This window comes from Pseudonocardia kongjuensis (assembly GCF_039526905.1).
In the GTDB taxonomy this organism is placed as follows: domain Bacteria; phylum Actinomycetota; class Actinomycetes; order Mycobacteriales; family Pseudonocardiaceae; genus Pseudonocardia; species Pseudonocardia kongjuensis.
The window spans coordinates 217,849-236,492 of sequence record NZ_BAAAJK010000018.1 but is presented as its reverse complement, the minus strand read 5'-3'; the positions used below and the strand labels follow the sequence as shown (position 1 = coordinate 236,492).

The 18,644-nt window shown below is 75.1% G+C and carries 18 protein-coding genes; 13 read left to right on the top strand and 5 right to left on the bottom strand.

Features of this window, described 5'->3' with window-relative positions; translation table 11 throughout:
• The first annotated feature begins 231 nt into the window (after positions 1–231).
• From ABD160_RS18845 to ABD160_RS18835, 3 genes are all read left to right on the top strand, one after another.
• On the top strand, positions 232–1,086 hold the full coding sequence (locus ABD160_RS18845; RefSeq protein ID WP_344024229.1) for a Scr1 family TA system antitoxin-like transcriptional regulator: 855 nt from the start codon (positions 232–234) through the stop codon (positions 1,084–1,086).
• Between the two features lie 3 nt (positions 1,087–1,089).
• Positions 1,090–1,419: a DUF397 domain-containing protein gene (locus ABD160_RS18840; RefSeq protein ID WP_344024227.1), complete on the top strand. Its 330-nt coding sequence runs from the start codon at positions 1,090–1,092 to the stop codon at positions 1,417–1,419.
• A gap of 118 nt (positions 1,420–1,537) precedes the next feature.
• Positions 1,538–2,617, top strand: a complete 1,080-nt coding sequence (locus tag ABD160_RS18835) for a hypothetical protein (RefSeq protein WP_344024225.1) — start codon at positions 1,538–1,540, stop codon at positions 2,615–2,617.
• A gap of 71 nt (positions 2,618–2,688) precedes the next feature.
• Here ABD160_RS18835 and ABD160_RS18830 read toward each other — a convergent pair whose 3' ends face one another.
• Genes ABD160_RS18830 through pseB form a run of 3 tightly spaced genes read right to left on the bottom strand, consistent with a single transcriptional unit; the run spans position 2,689 to position 6,209 of the window.
• Complete coding sequence (locus ABD160_RS18830) at positions 2,689–4,086, bottom strand: lipopolysaccharide biosynthesis protein (RefSeq protein ID WP_344024223.1); 1,398 nt, start codon at positions 4,084–4,086, stop codon at positions 2,689–2,691.
• A 5-nt stretch (positions 4,087–4,091) separates the two neighbouring features.
• On the bottom strand, positions 4,092–5,225 hold the full coding sequence (locus ABD160_RS18825; protein WP_344024221.1) for a DegT/DnrJ/EryC1/StrS family aminotransferase: 1,134 nt from the start codon (positions 5,223–5,225) through the stop codon (positions 4,092–4,094).
• Positions 5,226–6,209, bottom strand: coding sequence for a UDP-N-acetylglucosamine 4,6-dehydratase (inverting) (gene pseB / locus ABD160_RS18820; protein WP_344024219.1), 984 nt, complete (start codon positions 6,207–6,209; stop codon positions 5,226–5,228).
• Positions 6,210–6,280: 71 nt separating this feature from the next.
• On the opposite strand from pseB, the gene ABD160_RS18815 reads away from it, so the two are divergent.
• The 8 genes from ABD160_RS18815 to ABD160_RS18780 all read left to right on the top strand — a co-directional run bounded on the left by ABD160_RS18815 (position 6,281) and on the right by ABD160_RS18780 (position 15,854).
• A complete protein-coding gene (locus ABD160_RS18815) occupies positions 6,281–7,006 on the top strand; it encodes a cytidylyltransferase domain-containing protein (protein WP_344024217.1) in 726 nt (241 codons plus the stop codon).
• 5 nt (positions 7,007–7,011) lie between these two features.
• Positions 7,012–8,568, top strand: a complete 1,557-nt coding sequence (locus ABD160_RS18810) for a GNAT family N-acetyltransferase (protein ID WP_344024215.1) — start codon at positions 7,012–7,014, stop codon at positions 8,566–8,568.
• A gap of 712 nt (positions 8,569–9,280) precedes the next feature.
• Entirely contained in the window at positions 9,281–10,849 is a 1,569-nt protein-coding gene (locus tag ABD160_RS18805; protein ID WP_344024213.1) for an HNH endonuclease signature motif containing protein, read from the top strand.
• 207 nt (positions 10,850–11,056) lie between these two features.
• On the top strand, positions 11,057–11,635 hold the full coding sequence (locus ABD160_RS18800; RefSeq protein ID WP_344024211.1) for a biotin transporter BioY: 579 nt from the start codon (positions 11,057–11,059) through the stop codon (positions 11,633–11,635).
• A 134-nt stretch (positions 11,636–11,769) separates the two neighbouring features.
• On the top strand, positions 11,770–13,206 hold the full coding sequence (locus ABD160_RS18795) for a class I adenylate-forming enzyme family protein (protein WP_344024209.1): 1,437 nt from the start codon (positions 11,770–11,772) through the stop codon (positions 13,204–13,206).
• The gene (locus tag ABD160_RS18790) at positions 13,203–14,306 is read left to right on the top strand and encodes a thiolase family protein (RefSeq protein WP_344024207.1); all 1,104 of its coding nucleotides are present in this window, start codon (positions 13,203–13,205) and stop codon (positions 14,304–14,306) included. Before ABD160_RS18795 ends, ABD160_RS18790 begins: the two co-directional genes overlap by 4 nt.
• A 10-nt stretch (positions 14,307–14,316) precedes the next feature.
• Positions 14,317–14,994, top strand: coding sequence for an energy-coupling factor ABC transporter ATP-binding protein (locus ABD160_RS18785; protein ID WP_344024205.1), 678 nt, complete (start codon positions 14,317–14,319; stop codon positions 14,992–14,994).
• A complete protein-coding gene (locus ABD160_RS18780; RefSeq protein ID WP_344024203.1) occupies positions 14,991–15,854 on the top strand; it encodes an energy-coupling factor transporter transmembrane component T family protein in 864 nt (287 codons plus the stop codon). The genes ABD160_RS18785 and ABD160_RS18780 overlap by 4 nt, the downstream gene beginning before the upstream one ends.
• Positions 15,855–15,996: 142 nt before the next feature.
• Here the strand turns inward: ABD160_RS18780 and ABD160_RS18775 are convergent, their stop codons facing one another.
• Positions 15,997–16,137 (bottom strand): hypothetical protein, encoded by a 141-nt coding sequence (locus ABD160_RS18775; RefSeq protein ID WP_344024201.1) that lies wholly within the window; start codon positions 16,135–16,137, stop codon positions 15,997–15,999.
• Between the two features lie 88 nt (positions 16,138–16,225).
• Between ABD160_RS18775 and ABD160_RS18770 the strand changes: the two genes are divergently transcribed.
• Entirely contained in the window at positions 16,226–16,714 is a 489-nt protein-coding gene (locus tag ABD160_RS18770; protein ID WP_344024199.1) for a GbsR/MarR family transcriptional regulator, read from the top strand.
• Positions 16,711–17,568, top strand: a complete 858-nt coding sequence (locus ABD160_RS18765; protein ID WP_344024197.1) for an alpha/beta fold hydrolase — start codon at positions 16,711–16,713, stop codon at positions 17,566–17,568. Before ABD160_RS18770 ends, ABD160_RS18765 begins: the two co-directional genes overlap by 4 nt.
• Here the strand turns inward: ABD160_RS18765 and pseI are convergent, their stop codons facing one another.
• On the bottom strand, positions 17,569–18,627 hold the full coding sequence (gene pseI, locus ABD160_RS18760) for a pseudaminic acid synthase (protein WP_344024195.1): 1,059 nt from the start codon (positions 18,625–18,627) through the stop codon (positions 17,569–17,571).
• Between the last annotated feature and the right edge of the window lie 17 nt (positions 18,628–18,644).

Below are 18,644 nucleotides of genomic sequence, written 5' to 3'. Positions count from 1 at the left end.
CCGGGGCAGCGGAAGGTGCGCGGATCGACCCAGCGGCTGGAGCGGCATCCGAGGCAGACGCCCCGGCAGAACGGGCGCCGCCCGGTCGTGGAGCGCCGCAGCCTCCGCAGGAACCGCCCATGCATGTGACCCAACCCCTGGTGAATCCACGGACACGAATTCAGTTACGGTAACAGCAGTTGCCCGGGGTGACTAGGCTGGCGGACACCCGAGGGAAGGCAGGTGAGAGGCGTGGCTCCGTCGTCGCCGACAGTGGCGAGCTGGGAACTGTCGTTGCGGTTGCGGGAGCGCCGGATCGAGCTGGGGGTCGACGTCGCGACGATCACCGCGCGGCTGGGCTTCACCCGGAACTACTGGTCGGCGGTGGAGAACGAGCGCCGCTCGCTGACCGAGGAGAAGCTGGACCTGCTGCTCGACCTGCTGGAGTACGACGACGCCGAGCGGGCCGAGCTGTTCGAGCTGCGGGAGCGGTCCCGCGGGCGCGGGTGGTGGACGGCGTACTCGGCGCTGTACGGCGAGGAACTGCAGCGCTTCCACGGCCTGGAGCACGGTGCGCAGAGCATCCGCAGCTACGAGGGCATCATCCCCGGCCTGCTGCAGACCCCGGAGTACACCCGTGCCCTGCTGGAGGCGGGTGTGTCCATGCGCCCGGTCGAGATCGACCAGCGGGTCGAGGTGCGGATGCGGCGCCAGCAACGACTGACCGGGCCGGACCCGCTGCACCTCACGGTCGTCCTCGGTCAGGCAGCGTTGCTGCAACAGGTCGGCGGACGGGAGGTGTTACGCGCCCAGCTCCGACACCTGGCCGGGATGATGCGCGCCCACCCGGACACCGTGCAGATCCGGGTGCTGCCCTTCACCGCCCGCGCGTGCAGCCTGCTCGGTGCCTCGACCTTCCATCTGATCGACTTCGCGAGCGCGCGCCTGCCGACCCTCGCCTGGCAGGAAGCGATCACCGTGCGGCGGATACTCGAACGCCCCGACCAGGTCCGCGATGTAGTGTTCTCCTGGTCCGATGCTCGCCGGCTGGCCCTGTCCGCGGAGGAGTCGGTCCGCATGGTGGAGGGCTACGCCGAGGAGCTGTAAGGGATGGCCGCACGGCCGGGTCGCTGGTTCGTCAGCAGCTTCAGCAGCAGTGACAGCACCTGCGTCGAGGTCCGCTTCCACGGCCCCCGGGTCGATGTCCGCGACACCAAGGACCGCACCGGCCCCGTCCTCTCCGTCACCCGAGCCGAGTGGACCGCGTTCCTCACCGGCTCCGGCACCACCCCGCTCGCCGCCGAGCCCACCGCCGACGGCGGCGCCGTGCTGCACACCGGCGGCCCCGACCGGCTGCACTTCACCCCGGCCGAGTGGACCGCCTACCGGCTCGGCGTCGAGGCGGGCGAGTTCGACCCGCCGCACACCGCCGTCGCCTGACCGGGCCCGCCCCGGTCGCGGGGCACGGCCCCCGGCAGCCGCGCTCGCCGCAACCGCCCCTCGTTAGGATCGCCCGGCCCCGACCACACGACGACCTGCAGCGATCCGGAGCACGGCCTTGGACATCCAGAACCACTACTACGGCCACTCGGCGGTGCTGGCCGCGTACGCGGGGCTGTCCCGGCCCCGGCACATCGCCGGGCTGCTGCAGCACGGCTGGACGGCGACCAGCCCGGTCGCCGCGCACTTCGCCGACTTCCCGCACGTGGGTGCGGACCCGCGGCAGCGCCGGCTGCTGGTCTGGTCGCACGGCTGCCGCGGCTGGTCCCCCGCCGACGAGACCCGCACGACCACCCCGGTCGGCGCCCCGGTGCTGTACCTGGAACGGCTGCTGCAGGCCCAGGGCTGGTCGCGCTCGGACCGGCTGGGACCGGTGTTCGTCCCGTTCCACGGCACCCGGCTGGTCCGGGTCACCGGCGCGCACGCCGACCTGGCCCGCCAGGTCGCGAAGGTCGACGGGCCGTCCACGGTGTGCATGCACCACGAGGACCTCACCGATCCGGAGATCACCTCGGCGTGGGCCGACGCCGGGCACCGCCTGGTCACCGCCGGCCGCCGGGACGACCCGCGGTTCCTGCTGCGGATCATGCACCTGATCGGCAACGCGAGCCGGGTGTCGTCGAACCGGCTGTCCACCGCGGTGCTCTACGCCGCCGCGATCGGCACCCCGGCCGCCGTCTGGGGCGATCCGCTGACGTTCGGCGCGCAGTCGGCGTCCGCGGTCGACGAGCTGCGCGCCACCTGGCCGGAGTTCCACACCGCCGACCCGGCGAACGGGCAGCGGCCGGACACCGGGGCCGCCGAGGCGGACGCCGCGGCGACCGCGCTGGCCCGCCGCGAGCTGGGCGCCGACGCGCTGCTGGAGCCGGACGCGCTGCGCGCCGCGCTGGGCTGGGGCCGCACCCCGAACGTCGGCCCCGGGATCCAGTACTACGCGGCGTCGCCGCTGGCCAAGGCCGCGATGGTGCTGGGCCTGACGAAGCGCTCCGAGCAGAGCACGCAGGCGATGTCGGCGGGCAGCTTCAGCCCGATGCTGTGGCTGCGCAACCCGCTCGCGGCGCTGCCGCGGCCGCTGCCGAAGGGACTCCCCACGCCGGTGACGACCGAGGACCCGGCGGAGGCCGTCCCGCGCTCCTGAGCCGAGCCGGGGCCCGCGCCCACCGGGTGCCCGTCCGCGCCCCGACGCGCGGTCCCGCGCACCGCCGCCGGTCAGCGCCGCCAGATCCGCCGGACCAGCCACAGCAGCGCGATCCCGAGCAGCACCGCCAGCCCGAACCGGACGGCCAGCCAGCCGGCCCCCTGCGCCGGGAGCAGCGCCGCCCCGCCGCAGAGCACGAACCCGGCGACGATCGGCCCGAGCAGCACCGCCTCCCGCCAGCGGGTCTCCGACACCCGGCGGCGCAGCAGCGACGTCCCCACGGCCAGCGCCAGGTACGTCACCGGGAACCCGACCGCGACCGCGGTCAGCGAGCCGGTGCCGGCCAGCAGCACGGCCACGACCAGCCCGGCGACCAGGCTGAGCGGGCTGGCGAAGGCCAGCCCGCCGCTGCGTCCGGACGCGAACACCAGATGCACGTTCGCCAGGTACGCGACGCTGACGACGGCGCCGACCGCGGTCACCCCGGCGACCGGGACCAGCTCGACCGGATCGAACTCGGCGGGCGCGAGGAAGCGCAGCAGGAACGGCGCGAGCAGCGCGACGCCGGCGGACAGCGCGACGGTCACCGCGGCGACGTCCCGGGCGGTCCGTTCCAGGGCGGCGCCGCGCTCCTCGGGCGCGGTCCGGTAGACGACCGGCGCCCAGGCGTTGTTCAGCGCGGACACGATCAGCGCCGGGGCCGCGCCGAGCAGCAGCGCGATCTGCATCCGGCCGCCGTCCTCCGGGCCGAAGTACCGGGTCACGATCAGCACCAGCGCGTTCTGCACGAGCAGCAGCGCGACCAGGTGCGGCACCGCGGGCAGCCCGACGCGCAGCGCCTTGACCAGGTCGCCGCGCTCGCTGCGCGGGCGGCCGCCGTGCACGGCCAGCGCGATCCCGGCGAGCCCGGCGGCGAGGTAGCCGAGCAGCAGGCCGAACAGGTAGTCGTCGGCGTCGCTGGCGTGCCAGCTGACCAGCGCGAGCCCGGTGAGCGGCCCGCCCAGCGTGGCGACGGCCGACATCACCACGAACGGCACCGGCCGGTCCTGCACGCGCAGCAGCGACTGGGCGTTCAGCACGGCGACGAACCCGGCGGCGGCCAGCGCCGCCCAGGTCAGCCCGGGCTGCCACGGCACGGACAGCACCGCGGGCCCCCACAGCGGCCCGGTCAGCATCGCGGCGACGACGAGCACGGTGGACAGCGCGGTGCCCTGCAGCACCAGCGCGCGGGCCCCGGCGACCCCGGAGCGTTCCAGGATCCCGTGCCGGGTGATCGACGCGGCCAGCCCGAACCCGACGACCATCGCGCCGACCTGCACCAGGATCAGCCCGATCGCGACGACGCCGTACTCGCCGCGGCCGAGCACCCGGGTCACGACCGGGGTGACCAGGACGTTCGCCAGGATCGGCGCGACCGTCCCGAGGGTGTAGAGCGAACCGCGGCCCAGGACCTCCCTGCTCGCGTTCACCGTGCTCATTCCCGGTGCCCGAAGAACTCCCGCACCAGCTGGGCGACCCGGTCGACGTCGGCGTCGGCCAGGTCCGGGAACAGCGGCAGCGAGATCTGCTGCGCGTAGTACTCCTCGGCGTTCGGGCAGAGGCCGCGGCGGTAGCCGAGATCGGCGAAGACCGGGTGCCAGTACGCCGGGACGTAGTTGACCTGCACGCCGATACCGTTGCCGCGCAGGTGGTCGAACAGCTCGCGGCGGCGGCCGTCGAGCACCCGCAGCGGGTAGAGGTGCCAGGCCGGGTCGGCGCCGTCGCGCCGGGACGGGGTGCGCACCTCGGCGACGTCGGCCAGGGCCGCGTCGTACCGGGCGTGGATCTCGGCGCGCCGGGCGGTGAACGCGGCCAGCCGGGTCAGCTGCGACGAGCCGAGCGCGGCGAGCAGATCGGGCAGCCGGTAGTTCAGCCCGAACGCGTGCACCTCCTGGTGCCACGGCCCCTCGTCCGGGAACCGCTGGGCGGCCCTGTCCCGCACCAGGCCGTGGTTGCGGAACGAGCGGGCCCCCGCGACGAGATCGTCCCGCGGCGACACGACGGCGCCGCCTTCGGCGGTGGTGAGGTTCTTGGTCGGGAAGAAGCTCAGCGTCGTCAGGTCGGCGAGGTCACCGACCGGGCGGCCGTGCCAGGTGCCGCCGATCGAGTGCGCGGCGTCCTCCAGCAGCAGCGCGCCGGCGCCGTGCGCGATCTCGCGCAGCGGCTCCGCGTCGATCGGGTGCCCGGCGTAGTCCACACCGGACACGACGGTGGTGTTCGGGGTGAGCGCGGCCTTCGCGGCGTCCGGGTCGAGATTGCCGGTGTCCGGGCTGACGTCGGCGAACACCACGTTCGCGCCGAGCAGCGCTGCGGCGCTCGCCGTCGCGACGAACGTCAGCGGCGCCACGACGACGTCCTGGCCCGGCCCGACACCGGCCGCGGCGTAGGCGACGTGCAGTGCCGCGGTGCCGGAGGTGACCGCGACCGCCGGGTTGCCGCCGACGTGCGCGGACAGGTCGTCCTCGAACCGGGTGACCGCGGGACCGGTGGTCAGCCAGTCGGTGCCGAGGACGGCGGTGACCGCCTCGACGTCCTCGGCCGAGATCGACTGGCGTCCGTAGGGAAGCATCTAGTCGAGCGCCTCGACCATCTCGCGCAGCTGCTGCGGGGACAGCCACAGGTCGTTGGTGTCGCTGCGGTAGGCCTGCCCGTCCGGCACCGGCTCGCCGTCGGCCGGGGAGGTGTAGCCCCAGCCGGCGATGTAGGGCTCGACCACGTAGCGGTCGTCGAGCCGCAGCGTCCGCCGCGAGTCGTCCGCGGCGATCATCTCCTCGTGCAGCTTCTCGCCCGGCCGGATCCCGATCTCGTGGGTCGCCGCACCGGGTGCGATGGCCTCGGCCAGGTCGGTCATCCGCATCGACGGGATCCGCGGCACGTACAGCTCGCCGCCCTGCATCCGGTCGAAGGAGTCGATCACGAACTTCACCGCGTCCGGCAGGGTGATCCAGAACCGGGTCATCCGCTTGTCGGTGATCGGCAGCGACTGCCCCTCGGCGGCGAGCCGCTTGAACAGCGGGACGACCGAGCCGCGCGAGCCCAGCACGTTGCCGTACCGGACGACGGCGAACCGCGTCTCGTAGGCGGCCGCGTAGTGGTTCGCGCTCACGAACAGCCGGTCGGCGCACAGCTTCGTGGCGCCGTAGAGGTTGATCGGCGACGACGCCTTGTCCGTGGACAGCGCGACGACCTTCTTCACCCCGGAGTCGATCGCGGCCTCGACGACGTTCTGCGAGCCCTCGACGTTGGTCCGGATGAACTCGAACGGGTTGTACTCGGCGGTGTCGACCTGCTTCAGCGCGGCGGCGTGCACCACGTAGTCGACGCCGTGCATGGCGCGCTTGAGCCGGTCCCGGTCCCGGACGTCACCGAGGAACCAGCGCAGCCGCGGGTCGTTGTCGAACAGCGACCGGCACTCGTACTGCTTCAGCTCGTCCCGGGACAGGATGACCAGCCGGCGCGGGTCGTAGTGGTCCAGCAGCGTGCGCACGAACGCCTTGCCGAAGGACCCCGTCCCGCCCGTGACCAGGACCGACGAGCCCTTGAGAACCGACATCACGCCTCCAGATCCGCGGATTTCTCCCGCCCGGCATGATGGCACGCGGGTACCCGGAGGAAAGGCAGCAGGTGCGGATCAACGCGGTCGTTCAGGCCAGGACGGGTTCGACCCGGCTCCCCGGCAAGGTCCTGCGGGAGCTCGGCGGGCGTCCGGTGCTGGACCGGGTCGTCGACGCCGCCCGGGCCGCACACGGCATCGACGACGTGCTGGTCGCGACGTCCACGGCCGCCGGTGACGACGCCGTCGCCGAGCACGCCGCGGCGCTCGGCGTCGGGGTGGTGCGCGGTTCCGAGGACGACGTGCTGTCCCGGTTCGTGCAGGCCGCCGACGAGCACCCGTGCGACGCCGTGGTGCGGCTCACCGCCGACTGCCCGCTGCTCGATCCCGACCTGGTCGGCCTGGTCGCCGCGACCTGGCGGTCGGCGCCGGAGCACGACTACGTGGCGACCACGCTGGTCCGGACGCTGCCGCGGGGCCTGGACGTCGAGCTGGCGACCGTGCCGGCACTGCGCGCGCTGGACGCCGGCGCCACCGGGTACGACCGGGTGCACGTGACCTCGGGCCTCTACGGCGACCCGGGCCGGTTCCGGTGCCTCGGCGTCGTCGTCGCACCCGCCGCGGACGACCTGCGGGTGACCCTGGACACCCCCGACGACCTGCACGCCCTGCAGGGCCTGGTCGAGGCGCTCGACGGGCGCACCGGCTGGCGGTCGGTGGTGTCGGTGCTGCGGTCGCGGCCGGACCTGGTGGAGCGCAACGCGCACGTCCGCCAGAAGTCCCTCGCGGAGGGCTGATCCCGGTGCGCCTGCTGCTGCGCTGCGACGCCGGACCGTCGACCGGCGTCGGGCACGCCGTCCGGTGCGCGGCGGTCGCCGAGGCCGCCGACGCGGCCGGGCACGAGGTGCTCTGGTCCGGCCGGCTCGACGGGCTGGACTGGCTGTGGGCCGGGCTGGTCACCGGGCCGCCCCGGACGGTGCTGCCTCCCGCCGACGACGCCGGGTCGCTGGCCGGGCTCGCCCGCGGGCACCGGATCGACGCCGTGCACGTCGACCACTACCTGCTGGGTGACGACCTGCGCGATCCGCTGAACGCGGCCGGGACCGTGCTGTCCACCGTGGAGGACTTCGCCACCGGACGGCGGCCGGGTGACGTCGTCGTCGATCCGAATCTGGGCGCCGACGAGCACCCGCGGCCCGACGACGGCAGCCCGCTCCTGCTCCGCGGTCCCGCCTACGCCCCACTGCGGGCGGCCGCCCGGCGGGCGCGGCGGGAACGGGACGCCGGACACCCGGCCGGTGCGCCGCCGCGGGTGCTGGTCGTGATGGGCGGGACGGACGCGGCCGGGCTGCTCCCCCGGGTCGTCGCCGCGCTCGACGCGGCCGGTGCGCCCGCCGAGGTCGACGTCGTCGTGCCGCCGGGACGGTCGCCGGAGCTGCCCGCGGGCGGCCCGGCGCGCTTCCGCGCGGTCGCCCCGCTGGCCGATCTCCCGGCCGCGATGGCGGGCGCGGACCTGGTGGTCAGCGCGGCCGGGACGACGGTGTGGGAGCTGTGCTGCGTCGGCGTCCCGATGGCGCTGGTCCTCGCCGCTGACAACCAGACCGACGGGTACCGGACGGTCGTCGCGGCCGGGGCCGCCGCGGGGCTCGGCGGGATCGGTGAGCTCGCCGCGCCGGAACAGGCGGGGGCGGTACTGCGCGGGCTGCTCACCGATCCGGGCGCCCGGGATGCGCTCGCCCGGCGGGCCAGGACCGTCGTGGACGGGGCGGGGGCGGGGCGGATCGTGGACGCGATCACCGACGCCGTCCGGCGGGTGGGGGGTGCGCGGGGATCGGCGCCCCTGGCCCGGACGTCCCCTGCCCGGGCCGGGCAGGACCCGCGCGTCGAGGACACGACCGCCGCGCTGCACACACGCCCCGCGACGCTCGCCGACGCCGAGCTCCTCCTGGCCTGGCGCAACGACCCGGACACCCGCCGGAACTCGCGCTCCGCCGACGAGATCGACCTGGACACCCACCGGCGCTGGCTCGCCGGCTCGCTGGACCGCGAGGACCGGTACCTGCTCGTCGTGTCCGACACCACGGGCCCCGTCGGCACCGTCCGCTGGGACCGGGACTGCCGCGGCTGGGAGGTGTCGATCACCGTCGCACCGGAACGCCGCGGGGGTGGGCTGGCCGCGGCGCTGCTGCAGGCCGGTGAGGACGCGCTGCGGGAGCGGACCGGCTCCGGGACGCCGTTGATCGCGGTGGTGCACCGGGAGAATGCGGCCTCGGCCAGGCTGTTCGCGCGGGCCGGGTACGTCGACGACGGCACCGGGCCGGACGGCGAGGGGTTCCGGACGCTGTGCCGCATCCTCTGATCGGGCTCGGTGGGTGCCGCACCGGACAGGGGTGACACCGGCCGGGTGCGGGAGCGTCCGGTGCTCGCCGCCCGCCTCCGCACACGGGCCCGATCCGGCCACACCGTCCGACACCGCGCCTGTCCCGCGCCCGACCTGCCCGGCGCCGCACCGGCCCAGCACCGCGCCTGTCCGACACCCCCTGTCCAGAACCGCGCCTTGTCCGGCACCGCACCCGTCCGGCCCCGCACCCATCCGGCACCGCACCCATCCGGCACCGCACCCGTCCGGCACCGAACCTGTCCGGCACCGAACCTGTCGGCCCCTGGCCGGCGCCCACCTGTCCGGCGCCCACCTGTCCGGGACCCCTTGTCAGTTGCGCCCTGTCCGGGGCCCCTGTCCGGCTCCCCATCTCCAGCAGCCCCTGTCTGGCGCCTCATCTGTCCGGCGCCCGCTGTCCGGCACCGGACCCGTCCGGCACGCCAACGCCGGCACCGCCGGCACTGCAAGGCACTGCACGGCACTGCACGGCACCGCACGGCACTGCACGGCACTGCACGGCACTGCCCGTCGCCGCACCGCGGCCGCGGCACACCCCGCCGTGCCCGCTCGAGCGGATCCGCACGTCACGCTGGTCCGCCCACGCTCGCGGAGTGCTCCATCCAGGTGAATCATGCCGCGCCCGTCCGTCGACCACCCGAAACTGTCAGGGGTCCACGGCAGACTCGACCACATGTTCGACACAGGCACCACCACCAGCGCATCAACTGCCCCGGCCACCGCCACCCGCTGGTCCGAGATGCCGCCCGGTTCCGCGGTGGTGGCGGTTCTGGAGCGACCACCCGATCCCGGCGCTCCCCCGGCCGAGCGGCTGGAGCGCATCGGCGCCTTCGAGCGAGTGATCAACAGCTTGCAGGCGCTGCAGAGCTGCGAGATCGCTGCACTCGTCGAGGGCGCCGAGTCCACGATGGCCCGGCACATCGCCGAGCACGATCCCGCCACCGACCCACCGCTGGGCTTGTTCGACACGGTCCCCGATGCGCTGCAGTCGATCGTCGCGGAGCTGCGGCTCATGCTGCGTCTCACCACCGGATCCGCGTGGTACCGGGTCGACGAGGCCAGGGGCCTGTCCGCCGCCGAGCTCGCACCGGTCGCCGAGCTGGCGCGGGCCGGCCTGCTGTCCCGGTCCAAGGTCCTGCTCCTGGTGGAAGCCGCCGCTGACCTGACACCGGAGCAGACCGAGCGGCTCCTCACCCGCGTCCTGCCGAAGGCTCCCGGCCAGACCACCGGTCAGCTGCGTGCAGCGATCCGCCGGTTCCTGACCGGTCTGCCGGACGGTGTCCGGGCCCGGCGCCGCGAGCGCCGGACCCTCGACCGTGGGGTACGGGTCCAGGCCGAGGCCGACGGCATGGCCACGCTGCGGGCGTTCCTGCCCGCCGCCGCGGCGACCGGCATCCTCGCCGTGGTCGACCAGCACGCCCGCGGCTGCGGCAGCGCCGATCCGCGTGGCATGGACGCCCGGCGGGCCGACGCACTGGTGGACCTCGTGCTGCGCGACACCGGCCGGGTGAGCGCCGGAACCGCCCTCGCCACCGGCGCCGCGAGCGCGGAGCCGACCGAGGTCCCGGGCCTGGCGTCCGCACCCGCGGGCGGCAGCCCGTTCGTGCGGAACACCGTGCGCGTGAACATCCATGTCACCGTCCCGCTCGACACCCTCACCGGCGCCGGGGACGAGCCGGCCGAGCTGGCGGGCTTCGGCCCGATCCCCGCGGAGGACGCCCGGGCCCTGGCGTTCGACCCGGCCTCCGTGTGGAACCGGCTGGTGACCGATCCGGTCACCGGCAAGGTGCTCGACCACGGCACGCAGCGCTACCGGCCACCAGCCGATCTGGCCAGGCTGGTGCGGTCGCGGCACGGCTGCTGTGCCCACCCCGGATGCCGGACGCCGGCCCACCGGTGCGACATCGACCATGTCGTCCCGTTCGACCCGGTGCGGGCGACCGGGCCGACCTCCGCGGGCAACACCGCCCCGCTCTGCCGTTCCCATCATCGGCTCAAGCACATGCCGGGCTGGCACGTCGAGATGCGGCCGAACGGCACGCTGGTCTGGACGACGCCGTCCGGGCACACCTACGAGGCGCAGCCCTCACCGGTGGGGCCGGTGCGGGCCGAGGCGGGCCCGGCGCGCGGGCCGAGCCCCTGGGCCCGCGGGGAGGCGAGCGGACCGAGCCCCTGGGCCCGCGGGGAGGGTGCGGATGCGCGGGACCGGTTCGCCGAGGACGTCGCGGAGCCGCCGTTCTGACCGGCAACCGGACCGGTACCGACGGCCATCCGGAGCGGGAGGTGTCGCTCCGCCGGACCCGCGGCCCCCACGGGTGCCGATCACGGAGCACACGCGGCCACCGGGCCGGGTGCGTCAGGGTGTCGAGAGGTGCGCGGCACGATCGTGGCGCGGTGATGCCGCCCGCAGAGGTGCCGGGGACACGTCTGCGTGACCTAACCTTCGCGCGTGTCCGGATCCCGCTCCACGCTGCCTGCCGCCGATCTCGCGCGGGTCGTGGTGTTCGCCGCCTTCATCGCAGTGCTCGGCCTCTTCCCCGGTTTCGGGGGTGTCGCCGGAGTCCCGATCGTCCTGCAGAACGTGGGCCCGATCCTCGCCGGTGCGATCCTCGGCTGGAAGCTCGGCACCGCGTCGGTGGCGCTGCTCCTCGCACTGACCGCGATCGGCCTGCCGCTGCTGTCCGGCGGCCGGGGCGGGCTGGCCCCGTTCGTCGGGCCCAGCGCGGGCTTCCTCATCGGGTGGCTGCTGTCCGCGCTGGTCACCGGCCTGATCGTGCAGCGGGCCCGGACCCGGACGTTGCCGGTGTTGCTGGTCGCCTGCCTTGCCGGGCTGCTCGCCGACTACCTGATCGGGATGCCGGTGCTCGGGCTGGTGGTCGGGGACCTGTGGTCCGGTTTCGTCCAGTCGCTGGTGTTCGTGCCCGGCGACCTGATCAAGGTCGTCCTCGCCGCCGTCATCGCCACGCTGGTGCACCGGGCCCTGCCCGATCTCCTCCCGACGCCGGCCCGCGAGCCGCGGGTCCGGTGACGACAGGTCCCCGTCGCACGGCCCGAGCGGATTCCACGACGACCGACCGGCCGGCGCAGGCGGCGGGCCCGGCAGGCGCATCCTCAGGGACCGAACAGACGAGAACGACCGAGCCGCAGCGACCGACGGCGACGGTGCCCCCACCCGGCACCGGCCCCACCGCGATCGTCCCACCCGACCTGCTCCCACCCGGCCTGGCCGTGGCGACGGCCGTCGCTGCCGAGCACCTCCGCGCCCACGGCATCGGCCCCGGCGACCGTGTCGTGATCGACGCACCGGCACGCGTCCGGTGGTCCGTCCTGCCCCACCTGCTCGCCGTCGACCGGGCCGGCGCCGCAGCCCTGGTGGCCGATCCGGGCTGGTCAGACCGGGAGCGCGCAGCCGTGCTCACCGACACCGCCCCCAGCAGGGTGCTCGACGTCAGCACCGCCGGAACCGGCTCAGGCACCAGCACCAGCACCGGCACCAGCACCGGCACCGAAACCAGCACCGGCACCAGCACCGAAACCAGCACCCCCGCCCGGCCCGAACCCGGGCAGCCCCGGCCGACCGGCCCGCGCGACCAGCTGGACGGCACGGACCCGTTCCTCCTCCCCACCACCTCCGGCAGCACCGGACCGCCCACCGTCCTCGCCCGCACCCGCGACTCGTGGCTGATCGGCTTCGACGTCCTCGGACCGCTGCCGGGCCCGGTCCTCGTCCCGGGCCCGCCGTCGTCGACGCTCTACCTGTTCGGCGCGCTGCACGCCCTGCACCACGGTCTCCGGCTCGTCACCACCGACCGGTTCGATCCCGCGGATCTCCCCGCCGGCGGCTCCGTGCACCTGGTCCCGGCGCTGCTGTCCACGCTGCTCGACGACCGGGACCGGCACCCGGAACGGCCCGCGCCGGCGGTGATCGTCTGCGGCGGCGCGCACGTCGCACCGGCCCTGCGTGAGCGCTGTGCGCGGCTGCTCCCCGGCACCGTCCTGATCGAGTACTACGGCTCGGCCGAGCACTCGCTGATCGCGCTCCGCCGCGACGCCGGACCACTCCGCGCGGTCCCCGGAGTCCGGCTCGCGGTGCACGACGGCGTCCTCTGGGTGGACAGCCCGCAGACCGTTCTCGGCCGGCTGCGCGACGGCGTCCTGCAGCCGATCGGCCCCGGCCCGAGCACCGTCGGCGACCGCGCCGATCTCGGCACCGACGGCGCGCTCACCGTGCACGGCCGGGCCGCCACGACGATCACCTCCGGCGGCACCCTGGTCGCGGTCGAGGAGGTCGAGCAGGTGCTGCGGGGCGTCCCGGGGGTCGCCGACGTCGTGGTCTCGGGCACCCCGCACCCCTCGCTCGGGACGCTGGTCACCGCGGTCGTCGAGGCCACCGACGGCGTCGCGCCGTCCCGCCGGGCACTGCGGGCCGCGGTCCGGACGGCGCTGTCCCCGGCGAAACGCCCGCGCCGCTGGCTGCTCGTCCCGGCGCTCCCGCGGCTCGGCTCCGGCAAGCCCGCCCGGTCGGTGATCGACGACGCCCTGCGCGACGGCACCCGCGGCACGCGGCCGTTCCCCGAGCCGTCCGGTGGCCGGCCGTGACCGGCGATCTCACCCCGGTCGTGATCGCCGCCCGGCGGACCCCGATCGGCGCCGCGGGCGGCGCGCTGCGTGCGTTCACCGTCGACGAGCTGGCCGCCCCGGTCCTCGCCGAGCTCGCGACGTCACTCGACACCCCGGTCGACGACGTGCTGCTCGGCAACGTCTTCGGCCCCGGCGGCAATCCCGCGCGGGTCGCGGCCCTGCGCGCCGGGCTCGGCGACCGCGTCCCCGGGATGACCGTCGACCGGCAGTGCGCGAGTGGGCTCACCGCGATCGTCACCGCGGCCACCGCGATCCGGGCCGGGGCCGGCTCGGCGTACCTGGCGGGCGGCACCGAGTCCCCGTCGACGGCACCGGCGCGGCTCCGGCCGGACGGCACCGCCTACACGCGCGCACCGTTCGCCCCCGCCGGGTGTCCGGACCCGGACATGGGCCCGGCCGCCGACGCGGTCGCCGCCCGGTGCGGCGTCTCCCGGGAGCGGCAGGACGCCTTCGCCGCCCGCAGCCACGCCCGTGCCGTCGCCGCCCAGCGGGCCGGCCGGTTCGACGCCGAGATCGTCCCGGTCGGCGGCGTCGGCACCGACGAACGCCCGCGCGACCGGTTCACCCCGGAGCGCCTCGCCCGGTTCCGGCCCGCGTTCACCCCGGACGGCACCGCCACCGCCGCCAACTCCTGCGGCGTGAACGACGGCGCCGCCGCCGTGCTCGTCGTCTCCGAGAGGCGGCGCCGGGAGCTCGGCGTCCCGGGGCTCGCGCTGGACGCCGCCGCCACCCGCGGCTGCGATCCCGCGCTGCTGGGTCTCGGCGCGGTCCCGGCCGTCCGGGCGCTGCCCGGTCCCGCACCGGACGTCGTCGAGTTCACCGAGGCGTTCGCCGGCCAGGTGCTCGCCTGCCTCGACGCCGGCGGCCTCGACGAGCGCACGGTCAGCCCGGACGGTGGCGCGCTCGCGCTCGGCCATCCGTGGGGCGCGTCCGGCGCGGTGCTGGTGGTACGGCTGTTCCACCGGCTCGTCGTGCAGGGTCACGGTGAGACCGGTCTGGCGGCGCTGTCGTCCGGCGGCGGGCTCGGCGTCGCGACCCGCTGGCGGGTCGTCCGGTGAGGGGAAGACGATGATCGAGTTCAGCGGGGTCGGGCACCGCTACGGCGAGCGGACCGTGCTCGACGGCGTCGACCTCACGCTGCCCGAGCGCCGGGTCGCGCTGGTGGGCGCGAACGGCTCCGGCAAGTCGACGCTGGCCCGGACGGTCAACGGGCTCGTCACCCCCACCGCGGGGTCGGTCCGGGTCGACGGCCGGGACCCGGCCCGCCAGGGCTCGGCGGTCCGCCGTCGGGTCGGGTTCGTGTTCAGCGACCCGGACTCCCAGATCGTCATGCCGACCGCGGGTGAGGACGTCGCCTTCTCCCTGCGCCGCACCGTCCGCAACCACGCCGAACGCGCGCGGCGGGCCGCCGAGGTGCTCACCGGGTTCGGCCTGGGCGATCACGTCGAGCACCCGGCGCACCAGCTCTCCGGTGGGCAGAAGCAGCTGCTCGCGCTGTGCTCGGTGCTCGTGCTGGATCCGGACGTCCTGGTGTGCGACGAGCCCACCACCCTGCTCGACCTGCGCAACAAGCGGGCGTTCGCGCAACGCCTGGCCGGCCTGCGTCAGCAGGTGCTGCTCGCCACCCACGATCTCGACCTGCTCGACGACTTCGACCGGGTCGTCGTCCTCGACGAGGGCCGGGTGGTCGCCGACGACGAGCCGGGCCCCGCCGTCGCGTACTACCGGAAGATCTGCGCGGCGTGACCCCGCTCGGCCTCTACGAGCCCGGCACCAGCCTGCTGCACCGGACGCCCGCCGGGCCGTCGCTGCTCGCGCTGCTGGTGTTCGCGGCGGGCACCGTCGCCGTCGCCGATCCGCGGCTGCTCGCCGGGGCGTGCGGGCTGGTCGCGCTCGGGTTCGTCGTCGCCCGGATCCCGTGGCGCCGGATCCGGCCGCTGCTGCGGACGCTGCTGCTGGTGCTGGTGCTGGTCGGCGGCATCCAGTGGTGGCTGCTCGGGCCGGAACGGGCGACGGTGATCGCGCTGCGGCTGGTCGCGGCGATCGGCGCGGCGACCCTGTTCACCCTGACGACCCGGGTGGACGACCTGGTCAGCGCGGTACAGCGGGCGCTGGGGCCGCTGCGGCGGTTCGGCGTCGATCCGGAGACCGTCGGTCTTCTCGTCGGTCTGACGATCCAGTCGGTGGGGACGCTGTCGGGGATCGCCGGGCAGGTCCGTGCAGCGGCGAAGGCGCGCGGGGCCGGCGGATCGGTGACGGCGTTCGCGGTGCCGTTCATGGTGCGCACGTTGCGGCACGCGGACGCGCTCGGCGAGGCGCTCGCCGCCCGCGGATGGGGCGACAGCGGCGACAGCGGGGACAGCGGCGACAGCCGGAAAGACGGGCAGGACGGGCAGGACGGCACGAACGACGGCCGTGGCGACCCCGGGAGCACCGACAGCGCCGACAGCGCCGACAGCACAGCCAGCACAGCCAGCACAGCCAGCACAGCCAGCACCGACGGTCCCACGCCCAGCAGCACCGACGGTCCCAGGGCCGGCAGCGCCGATGGTGAGGCCGATGGTGAGGCCGACGGCCCCGCCCGTCGCCCGACCGGTATCCCCTGACCCCTCCGGCCCCCGACAGCCCCGGCCCGGGCCGACCCGCACCCGCCCCGGCCCGGCGAGCTCCCGAGCCGTGTGACGCCCCCGGCCCGGCACCAGCGGCCCGGCACCGTCAGCAGCCTGGCACCGTCAGCAGCCTGCACCGTCAGCCGGTCGGGACCGGCTCGTCCGGCTCGGGGGCGGGCTCGCCCGACGGCACGTCCGGCTTGGCGGGCACCTCCTCGTCCGGATCCTGCTTCCCGGGATCCGGCGCGCGATCGGGATCGGCGGCCATCGTGATCGTCATACCTCCTGGGTACCGCAGGCGCGACCGGCCGAAACGCCCGCACATCCAGTCGTTGCAGTAATTACTGCAACGACTGTACGGTCATCTCATGACACCGACGGAACGCGAGCTCGACTTCGTCGACGAGGTGGCCGCGTCGTTCGAGCGGGAAGGCATGCCGCTGATCACCGGACGGGTGATCGGCTGGTTGTTGATCAGCGACCCGCCGGAGCAGTCCGCCGCCGACCTGGCCGCCGTGCTGGGTGTGAGCCGCAGCTCGATCAGCACCGCGACCCGGATGCTGACGCCCGGCGGGCTGGTCGAGCGGGTGCGTCGCCGGGGCGACCGCGTCGAGCTGTTCCGGATCGCACCGGACGGCTGGAGCCGGATGCTGGCGGCCCGGTACGCACGGGCGACCGAGTTCCGGGCGGTGCTCGAACACGGGTTGGACGCCCTGACCGGCGCCCCTGCGGCCCGTCGCGAACGCCTCGCGCACGTGCACGAGCTCTACCTGTTCCTGGAGGCCGAGCTGCCGGCGCTCTGGGAGCGCTGGGAGGCGGGCCGCGCGCAACAACACGACGCCGGAGGAGACCGATGACCACCCTGCGCGAACACGTGATCGACCGCCCCGAGGGGCGGCTGCACGTCCACCTGGCCGGCGACACCGGTCCCCCGGTGCTGCTGCTCTCCGGCGCCGGGATGGACAACGCGAATCTCAGCTGGACCCGGATGATCCCGGCCCTCGCCCGCGACCACCGGGTGATCGCCCCGGACTGGCCGAAGCAGGGCCGCAGCCGGCCGTGGCACGGTCGCGCCACGCACGACGTCCTGCTCCGCACGATCACCGACGTGCTCGACGACCTCGGCGTCGAGCGGGCCGCCGTCGTCGGACTGTCCCAGGGTGGTGCGCTGACGCTGGCCTACGCGATCGAGCATCCCGAGCGGGTGGAACGCCTGGTCGCGCTGGCCCCGGCCGGCACACTGTCGTTCCCCCCGGTCGTCCATCAGCTGCTGTGGCTGACGGCGAAGCTGCCGCTGCTGAACCGCACGCTGCCGAACCTGGCCTTCCGGTACCGGCCGACCGTCGCGTGGTTCGTCCGGAGGGCGCTGTTCGGAGCCGGCGTCCCGGACGACTTCGACGCGATCGTCGACGAGTGCCTGGCCGAGGCCCGCCGGGGTGGCGCGACCAGCTCGGACTGGCAGAACGACTCGATCGGGTTCCGGCGGATGCGGGTCGACCTGCGGCCCCGGCTGGGGGAGATCCGGTGCCCGGCGCTGTTCGTGCAGGGCGACCGGGACGCCGGGGTCCCGGTCGCGCGTACCCGGGAGGTGGCGGCCGCCGTGCCGGGTTCCCGGCTCGAGGTGCTGCCCGGGCGCGGGCACTGGTCGAACCGGGAGTCCCCGGACGAGGTGAACGCGCTGGTCAGGGCCTTCCTCGCGGAGGGTCGCTGATCAGATCAGGTCCCAGGTGAGCGGTGTGCCGCGGGTGACGTCGCGGGTGAAGGTCCGCCCCAGGACCGTCCCGATGGTGTCGGTCGGCAGTCCGCCTGCGGGCCGGATGGAGCGCACGTTCTCCTCGGTCACCTTGTCCCCGGCGGCGACGTCGGCGACGACGTAGAGCGACCGGCGCAGCGCCAGGGTGTCCCGCTCGGACTCCCGCGGCCCGAACCGGGCGGGGCCCATCGCACGCCGGGCCACGTCGGTCTCGGTGACGAGCGCGGCCAGCTCGGCGGGCTCCAGCGAGAAGTCGGAGTCGACGCCGCCGTCGGCCCGCTGCAGTGTCACGTGCTTCTCGATCGCGACCGCGCCGAGTGCGACGGCGGCGACCGGGACGCCGATCCCCGGGGTGTGGTCGGACAGTCCGATCGGCACGCCGAACGCCTCGCGCAGCGCGGGGATCGTCTGCAGGTTCGCGTCCGCCGGGTCGGCCGGGTACGAGGCCGTGCAGGCGAGGAGCACGATCTCGGTCGCCCCGCCCTCCCGGGCGGCGGCCAGCGCGGCGTCGATCTCAGCCAGCGTCGCCATCCCGGTCGAGACGACCAGCGGCTTCCCGGTGGCGGCCATCGCCCGGATCAGCGGCAGGTCGACGAGCTCGGCGGAGGCGACCTTGTAGGCCGGCGCGTCGAGGGACTCCAGCAGCTCGATCGCCGTCGGGTCGAACGGCGACGAGAACGGGACGAGGCCCAGCTCGCGGGCCCGGGTGAACAGCGGCTCGTGCCACTCCCACGGCGTGTGCGCCTGCTCGTAGAGCTGGTAGAGGTTCCGCCCGCCCCACAGGCCGTGGTCGTCGCGGATCCGGAAGGCCGGGCCGTCGGCGTCGATGGTGATGGTGTCGGCCCGGTAGGTCTGGAACTTCACCGCCTGCGCGCCGGAGCCCGCGATCGCCTCGACGATCTCCAGGGCGCGGTCCAGCGACCCGTTGTGGTTGCCGGAGACCTCGGCGATGACGAAGGGCTTCTCGCCGGGGCCCACGCGGTGGCCGCCGAGCTCGATCGGGTCCGGGGTGCGCATGTCCCCGAGGGTAGCCA

What these genes read in the sequence shown, in the direction of transcription:
- ABD160_RS18840 (WP_344024227.1), top strand. Translation starts at nt 1,090, where the DNA reads ATGGCCGCACGGCCGGGTCGCTGGTTCGTCAGCAGCTTCAGCAGCAGT.
- ABD160_RS18825 (WP_344024221.1), bottom strand. Translation starts at nt 5,225, where the DNA reads ATGCTTCCCTACGGACGCCAGTCGATCTCGGCCGAGGACGTCGAGGCG.
- pseB (WP_344024219.1), bottom strand. Translation starts at nt 6,209, where the DNA reads ATGTCGGTTCTCAAGGGCTCGTCGGTCCTGGTCACGGGCGGGACGGGG.
- ABD160_RS18805 (WP_344024213.1), top strand. Translation starts at nt 9,281, where the DNA reads ATGTTCGACACAGGCACCACCACCAGCGCATCAACTGCCCCGGCCACC.
- ABD160_RS18785 (WP_344024205.1), top strand. Translation starts at nt 14,317, where the DNA reads ATGATCGAGTTCAGCGGGGTCGGGCACCGCTACGGCGAGCGGACCGTG.
- ABD160_RS18775 (WP_344024201.1), bottom strand. Translation starts at nt 16,137, where the DNA reads ATGACGATCACGATGGCCGCCGATCCCGATCGCGCGCCGGATCCCGGG.
- ABD160_RS18770 (WP_344024199.1), top strand. Translation starts at nt 16,226, where the DNA reads ATGACACCGACGGAACGCGAGCTCGACTTCGTCGACGAGGTGGCCGCG.
- ABD160_RS18765 (WP_344024197.1), top strand. Translation starts at nt 16,711, where the DNA reads ATGACCACCCTGCGCGAACACGTGATCGACCGCCCCGAGGGGCGGCTG.
- pseI (WP_344024195.1), bottom strand. Translation starts at nt 18,627, where the DNA reads ATGCGCACCCCGGACCCGATCGAGCTCGGCGGCCACCGCGTGGGCCCC.